At 70.5% G+C, this 7,473-nt stretch carries 6 protein-coding genes; 2 read left to right on the forward strand and 4 right to left on the reverse strand.

Features of this window, described 5'->3' with window-relative positions; all coding sequences use genetic code 11:
* Positions 1-35 precede the first annotated feature (35 nt).
* From whiA to uvrC, 4 genes are read right to left on the reverse strand one after another with little or no spacing between them, the layout of a single operon-like run.
* Entirely contained in the window at positions 36-1,013 is a 978-nt protein-coding gene (whiA, locus tag HMPREF0591_RS26720; protein ID WP_040624208.1) for a DNA-binding protein WhiA, read from the reverse strand.
* A complete protein-coding gene (yvcK, locus tag HMPREF0591_RS26725; protein WP_007171894.1) occupies positions 1,010-2,086 on the reverse strand; it encodes a uridine diphosphate-N-acetylglucosamine-binding protein YvcK in 1,077 nt (358 codons plus the stop codon). Before yvcK ends, whiA begins: the two co-directional genes overlap by 4 nt.
* A complete protein-coding gene (gene rapZ / locus HMPREF0591_RS26730; RefSeq protein ID WP_170826134.1) occupies positions 2,083-2,979 on the reverse strand; it encodes an RNase adapter RapZ in 897 nt (298 codons plus the stop codon). The genes yvcK and rapZ overlap by 4 nt, the downstream gene beginning before the upstream one ends.
* A 19-nt stretch (positions 2,980-2,998) precedes the next feature.
* Positions 2,999-4,951, reverse strand: a complete 1,953-nt coding sequence (gene uvrC / locus HMPREF0591_RS26735) for an excinuclease ABC subunit UvrC (RefSeq protein WP_007171896.1) — start codon at positions 4,949-4,951, stop codon at positions 2,999-3,001.
* 100 nt (positions 4,952-5,051) lie between these two features.
* Here uvrC and HMPREF0591_RS26740 point away from each other — a divergent pair, with 100 nt between their 5' ends.
* Both HMPREF0591_RS26740 and HMPREF0591_RS26745 read left to right on the forward strand, forming a co-directional pair.
* Positions 5,052-6,233, forward strand: a complete 1,182-nt coding sequence (locus HMPREF0591_RS26740) for a cupin domain-containing protein (RefSeq protein ID WP_040624210.1) — start codon at positions 5,052-5,054, stop codon at positions 6,231-6,233.
* 330 nt (positions 6,234-6,563) lie between these two features.
* On the forward strand, positions 6,564-7,473 hold a 910-nt coding region (locus HMPREF0591_RS26745), incomplete at its 3' end, for a PPE family protein (protein ID WP_007171898.1).

The raw sequence follows: 7,473 nt of genomic DNA on the forward strand, positions 1-7,473 counted from the left end.
GTCTACCCGTTGCGAACAGCGATTCGCGCGACCAGTTACGCGTCTTCCAGCAAATCCGGTGTCACCGCCGACTCGGTGTCCGGGATGCCCTCGATCTTCGCCTTACGGTCGGCCATCGACAGCAGCCGGCGAATGCGGCCCGCCACAGCGTCTTTCGTCATCGGGGGGTCGGCGAGCCGGCCGAGCTCCTCCAGCGAGGCCTGCCGGTGCTCGACGCGCAGCTTGCCGGCCGAGGCCAGGTGGTCGGGCACGGTGTCGCCGAGGATCTCCAGCGCGCGTTCCACCCGGGCGGCCGCCGCGACGGCGGCCCGCGCCGAGCGGCGCAGGTTCGCGTCGTCGAAGTTGGCGAGCCGGTTGGCCGTCGCCCGCACCTCGCGGCGCATCCGCCGCTCCTCCCAGATGAGCCGGGTGTCCTGGGCGCCCATCCGGGTGAGCAGTGCGCCGATCGCCTCGCCGTCGCGCACCACCACCCGGTCGGCGCCACGCACCTCGCGGGCCTTCGCGCTGACCCCGAGCCGGCGCGCCGCGCCCACCAACGCCAGCGCGGCCTCTGGGCCGGGGCAGCTGACCTCCAGGGCCGACGACCGCCCCGGCTCGGTCAACGACCCGTGCGCCAGGAACGCTCCGCGCCAGGCGGCCTCGGCGTCGCCGACGCTGCCGCCGACGACCTGGGCGGGCAGCCCGCGCACCGGCCGGCCGCGGTTGTCCAGCAGGCCGGTCTGGCGCGCCAGCGCCTCGCCGTCGTTGGCCACCCGCAGCACGTAGCGGGTGGTCTTGCGAATCCCGCTGGCCGACAACACATGCACGACCGCGTTGTAGCCATACAGCTCGAAGATGTCCTTGCGCAGCCGCCGCGCGACGTTGCCCAGGTCAACCTCGGCCTCCACCACCACCCGGCCGCCCACGATGTGCAACCCGCCGGCGAACCTCAGCAGCGACGTGACTTCCGCGCGACGCGCGCTGACCGATTTCACGACCAGGCGGCTGAGCTCGTCCTTGACTTCGGTCGTCATCGCCACGCGTCGTCACTCCTCGGTCCGCTGCCGGCCGGCCCATTCCCACCGTTCTGTGGACTTGCACCGTCGACCCGAATGTCCGCGGTGGCCGTGGCCGGACCCTTGTGGGCCGCCCGGACCCCGTCCAGGGCCGCCGCGAGTTTGCCTGGATCATGTAAAGGTGTACCAGGTCGGGCCACGTCGGCGAAGTGGACCTCGGCCGAAAGCAGCGTCGCGGTGCGGCGCAAGTGCTCCCGCTCCCGCTCACCGGGCACCCGTTCGGCGTCGATGATGATGTCGTGCACGGTGAACCCCGGCGCGTGCTGGGCCAGCACGTGTAGATGGCGCTCGACGGAGAAGCCGGCCGTCTCGCCCGGCTCGGCCACCAGGTTGAGCACCAGCGCGCGGCGGGCCGTCGTGGCCCGCAGCGCCGCCGCCAGCCCCGGCACCAGCACGTGCGGGATCACGCTGGTGAACCACGAGCCGGGACCCAGCACGACCAGGTCGGCGGCCATGATCGCGTCGACGGCCTGCCGGGTCGCCGGCGGGTCGCTCGGCAGCAGCCGCACCCGCCGCACCTTGCCCGGCGTGGTGGCGATCGCCACCTGGCCGCGAATCAGGTGGAATATTCGCGGATCGGTTTCCAGGCCGGACACATCGGCCTCGATCTGCAGCGCGATCGGACACATCGGCAGCACCCGGCCCTTGACGCCCAGGATGCGGCCCAGCTCGTCGAGGGCGGCCACCGGATCGGCCAGCACCTCGGACAGCCCGGCGAGCATGAGGTTGCCGATCGGGTGCCCGGCCAACGCCCCGGTGCCGCCGAAGCGGTGCTGCAGGATGGTCGCCCACAGCCGACCGTGTGGGCTGTCGGATGCCAAGGCCGCCAACGCCATTCGCAGGTCACCCGGCGGCACCACGTCCAATTCGCTGCGCAGCCGCCCCGACGAACCACCATCGTCGGCGACGGTCACCACGGCGGTGACATGCGGGGTCAGCCGGCGGGCCGCCGACAGCGTCGCGTACAGGCCGTGCCCGCCGCCGAGCGCGACGATGCTGTTGATGCTCGGGGGGCCCGCCGGCGCGCTCATTCGCGACCCAGATCCCGGTGCAGCACCCGCACCGACAGCTGGGCGTCGAATTTCTGGTCCTTCAGCAGCCGCATCAGCGCCTCGGCGATGGCGACGCTGCGGTGCTTACCGCCGGTGCAGCCGATGGCGACCGTCATGTAGCGCTTGCCCTCCCGGCGATAGCCGTCGACGACCAACGACAGCAACCGATGGTAGGCATCGAGGAAGTCCGCGGCGCCGGGCTGACTCAACACGTACTCGCTGACCGCCGGGTCCTGTCCGGTGAGCGGGCGCAGCTCGTCGACCCAGTGCGGGTTGGGCAGGAACCGCACGTCCATCACCATGTCGGCGTCCATCGGCAGGCCGTACTTGAAGCCGAACGATTCGACCGTGACGCTGATCGACGGGCTGGCGTCGCCGCCGAACGCGCGCTCGATGCTCTCGCGCAGGCCCCGCACCGACAGCGTCGACGTGTCGATGATCAGGTCGGCGGTGGCCCGCACCGGGGCCAGCATCCGCCGCTCGGCGGCGATGCCCTCGGCCAGGGTCTGGTCCCCCTGCAGCGGGTGGCTGCGCCGGTTCTGTTCGTAGCGGCGCACCAGCATGTCGTCGGACGCCTCCATGAACACCACGCGCGGGCGGATGTTGCGGGTGGCCAGCTCGGTGCGGACCTCGTCGAGGTCGCCGGTGAAGCCGCGCGACCGCACGTCCATCACCACCGCCAGCTGCGTGATCCGGGAACCGGCGGCCAGCCCGAAATCGACCATGCGGGTGATCAGCTGGGGCGGCAGGTTGTCGGCCACGTACCACCCGAGGTCCTCGAGCACCTTGGCAGCAGTACCCCGGCCGGCGCCCGACAATCCGGTCACCAGAACGACGTCGATGCCCGCCCCGCCCTCGGGGCGGGCGTCCATCGGGCGGCCCTCCGCCAACTCACCCGTCATTCGGCCTCTCCGGACTGCTTTCGGGCCGCAACGCTTCCAGGACGGCGGTGGCGGTGGCCACACCGATACCGGGAACGGCCGTGATCTGGTCGACGGTGGCCTCCTTGAGGCGGGCTATCGATCCGAAATGGGTTACCAGTGCCTTGCGGCGATGCTCCCCCAATCCTGGCACCGAGTCCAGCGCCGAGGCGGTCATTCGCTTGGATCGCTTGCTGCGATGGTAGGTGATGGCGAACCGATGCGCCTCGTCACGAATCCGCTGCAGCAGATAGAGCCCTTCGCTGTTGCGCGGCATGATGACGGGATCCGGCTCCGACGGCACCCAGATCTCCTCCAGCCGCTTGGCCAGCCCGATCACCGCGACGTCGCTGATGCCGAGGTCTTCCAGCACGGCGCTGGCCGCGTTGACCTGCGGCGCGCCGCCGTCGACGACGTAGAGGTTGGGCGGATAGGCGAACCGCCGCGACTTGCCTTCGGCCGAAAGCATATTCGGGTCGCTCTGCTCGCTCAGATGCCGCGCGAACCGGCGGCGGGTCACCTCGGCGATCGAAGCGACGTCATCGGAACGTCCCTGCCCGGCCGCTTCGCGGATGCCGAAGTGGCGGTAGTCCGACTTGCGCGGCAGGCCGTCCTCGAACACCACCAGCGAACCCACCACGTCGGTGCCCTGCACGTGGCTGATGTCTACGCACTCGATGCGCAGCGGCGCGTCGGCCAAACCCAGGGCCTCCTGAATATTCTGCAGCGCAGCGGATCTGGCGTTGAAGTCGCCGGCCCGCCGCAGCTTGTGCTGCTGCAGCGCCTCTTTGGCGTTGCGCTGCACCGTTTCGGCCAGCGCCCGCTTGTCGCCGCGGCGTGGCACCCGCAGCGCCACCTTGGAGCCGCGCAGGGCGGACAGCCAGCTGGTCAACTCCTCGGAGTTGGACGGCAGGCAGGGCACCAGCACCTCACGGGGAACCGGGTTGACCGATTCGTCGGCCGCCCCGCCCAGTTCGGCCTGCTCCCCGTAGAACTGGGTCAGGAATTGCTCGACCAGTTGCTCCTCCCCGGAATCGCCGGGGTCGCCCGGCTTTTCGACGATCCAGCCGCGCTGCCCGCGCACCCGGCCGCCACGCACGTGGAACACCTGCACCGCCGCCTCCAGCTCGTCGTCGGCGAAGGCGACAACGTCGGCGTCGGTGCCGTCGCCCAGCACCACCGCCTGCTTCTCCATGGCGCGCTTGAGCGCACCCAGGTCGTCGCGCAGCCGGGCGGCCCGCTCGAAGTCGAGTTGCTCGGCCGCGGCGTTCATCCGCTGTTCCAGCTCGCGGGCGAAGCGATCGGTCTTGCCGGACAGGAAGTCGCAGAAGTCGTCGACGATCTGGCGGTGCTGCTCCGCACTGACCCGGCCGACGCAGGGCGCCGAGCACTTGTCGATGTAGCCGAGCAGGCATGGACGGTCGATCTGCTTGTGCCGCTTGAACACACCGGCCGAACAGGTCCGGGCGGGGAACACGCGGGTGAGCAGGTCCAGCGTTTCCCGGATGGCCCACGCGTGGGAGTACGGCCCGAAATACCGCACGCCCTTGCGCCGCGGGCCGCGATAGACCATCAGCCGGGGGAACTCCTCGTTCAGGGTGACGGCCAGCACCGGGTACGACTTGTCGTCGCGGTAGCGGACGTTGAAGCGCGGGTCGAATTCCTTGATCCAGTTGTATTCGAGCTGCAGCGCCTCGACTTCGGTGGTGACCACCGTCCACTCCACCTTGGCGGCGGTGGTCACCATCTGGCGGGTTCGCGGGTGCAGGCCGGCGACGTCGGCGAAGTACGACGTCAGCCTGCTGCGCAGGCTCTTGGCCTTGCCGACGTAGATGACGCGCCCGTAGGTGTCCCGGAATCGGTAGACGCCCGGCTCGACCGGGATGGACCCGGGCGGGGGGCGGTACGTGGCGGGATCGGGCACTCATCCAGGCTAGTGGTCGTCGCCGGGGCGCCCAGAAAGGCGGGGCGCGTGCGGGACCCGGTCTAGTGTGGTGCACACCGGTCGTCACTACGTTTGGGGGATCACCGTCGAGTCTTCCCTAGCCTGGTTGCTGCACCCCGTCGGCGTCGAAACCTTCCTCGACGAGATCTGGGCCATCCGGTACCACCACATCCGGCGCCGCCGGCCGGGCTACTTCGACGGGCTGCTTCCCGGGCCGTCGGCCGTCGACGCGCTCCTGGACCATGTGCAGCCGGAAGCGTCGGCCGTGCGGCTGGTCAAGGGCGGGCAGGACAGGGATCCGGCGACCTACCGCCGCGCGGACGGCGGGCTGGACCCGGTCGCGGTGCGCGACGGCCTGGCCGCCGGCTACACGATCGTGGTGAACGGGGTCGAGCGCTATCTGCGCACGATCGCGTCGATGTCGCACTCCATCGAGGTCGAGCTGAACTTCCCGACCCGGGTCAACGCCTACGTCACGCCCCCGGCGTCGACCGGCTTTGTCCCGCACTACGACCCGCACGACGTGCTGGTCCTGCAGATCGAGGGGTCCAAGACCTGGCATGTGTCCGACGCGGCCGCCGTGCCGCCGCACGAGATCCAGCGCCGCAGGGGCGTCGGGACGGACGGGCTCACGTCGTCGACCGACGTGGACCTGCAACCCGGCGACGTGCTGTATTTGCCTCGCGGCCAAGTGCATTCGGCCGAGACGCGCTCCGAGCCGTCGGTCCACCTGACGATCGGGCTGCACGCGCCCACCGTCCTCACGCTGCTCACGCACCAGCTGCACGCGCTGAGTCTGCGCGACGCCCGCGTGCACGCGCGCCTGTCGCCACGACACCTGGAGGACGCAACCGCCCGCGCCGGTCTGGGTGAGCTCGTGCGTGACTGCGTGCGGGCCCTCGCGGACCCCGCGATCCTCGCCGAGAGCCTCGACGCGCTGGCCGACGTCCTGGTCCGGCGGGGCCGATGCCCGCCGGTCGGGCGGGTCAGCGACACCGTCGCGATCGACGGGCGAACGCTGGTGGCGAAATACGAACCGCTCTATGCGCGGGTGGCGCACGTCGACGACCGCGTTGTCCTGCGATTCGCGCAGCTGTCGGTGGCCGCCGGCGCCGACCACGAGGCGGCGATGCTGTTCCTCGCCGGCAGTACCGAGCCGTTTCGGGTCGGCGAGCTACCCGGGCTGAGCGCAGCGCAGCAGGTCGGGCTGGCGCAGACGTTGATCCTGAACGGCTTCCTGGTCCGGCTGTCCAACCGCTGACAATTACCTTCACATCTCCGGTGAAGTCCGATTTATTTCCTCATTTGCGGAGTTTTTCGGCGTAGCCTCCGGTACGTGCGGATTTCCGCTGTCTTTATGGCTCGACCGTCGCGCCACGTGGGCGCGCCAGTTGACCGACGACGCGATATCGGCGCTCAGCCCCCGCCGACACCGCGCCAGGTCGCATTGCCGAAGCACTGACAACCACTAGGGGACCGGGGAACAGCCGCTTGGCCGAGCGGGCCGCCACCCGCCGGCCACGCGGGAGCGCTGACCGGTTCGTCGGGAGGAGCGCAACATGGCCGCACGGACGCCCGCGAGTGACCGGCGATGACCATGCCGATCTGGGCCGCCTTCCCGCCCGAGGTGCATTCGGCGGCGCTGTCCAGCGGCCCCGGGCCGGGATCCCTGCTGGCGGCCGAGCAGGCGTGGCAGGCGTTGAGCGCCGAATACGACACGGCCGCACAGGAACTCGGCGACTTGTTGGCAGCGGTGCAGGCGGGGACGTGGCAGGGCCCCAGCGCGGAGGCCTACGTGGCCGCCCACGTGCCTTATCTGGCATGGCTTTTGCAGAACAGCGCCAACAGCACGGCGGCGGCCCGCGAGGCCGAGACCGTCGCCGCGGCCTATACCGCCGCACTGACCGCCATGCCGACCCTGCAGGAAATCGAAGCCAACCACGTCGCTTTCGCGCAACTGGTGGCGACGAATTTCTTTGGCGTGAACACGATTCCGATCGCGCTCAACGAGATGGACTACCTGCGGATGTGGCTGCAGGCGGCCACCACGATGGCGATCTATGAAGCGGTGTCCCAGACGGCGCAGACCTGGGTCCCACCGACCGCCCCGCCCCCGCCGATCCAGCTGGCCAACCCCCCCAACCAAGACGCGGGCGGGGGCGCCGATCAGCTGAGCTGGTGGGTGACGCGCGTGCAGGAAGTCGCCCAGGAACTCAACGCGGACCTCAGCCAGTCCGGGTCCAACCCATCCACGGTCCTCAACACCCTGATGGGCGACCCGATGCTCGCCGCCCAGGTTCCGCACTGGGCGGGCGAGGCGCTGTACACGTTCCTCCCCCAGGTACCCCAGCTGACGCAGCTCTCCGTCGCCCTGATCGCGCCCTTCGTCGCCATCCCCGCCGCGGGGGCCGCGGGCCTGGCGGGTCTGGCCGGGTTGGCCGGCGCGGGCCAACCCGCACCCACGCTGCCCGGAGCGGCCGGCGCGCCGGCTCCGTCCCATA

The sequence above is a fragment of the Mycobacterium parascrofulaceum ATCC BAA-614 genome, from assembly GCF_000164135.1.
GTDB classification, from domain to species: Bacteria; Actinomycetota; Actinomycetes; order Mycobacteriales; family Mycobacteriaceae; genus Mycobacterium; species Mycobacterium parascrofulaceum.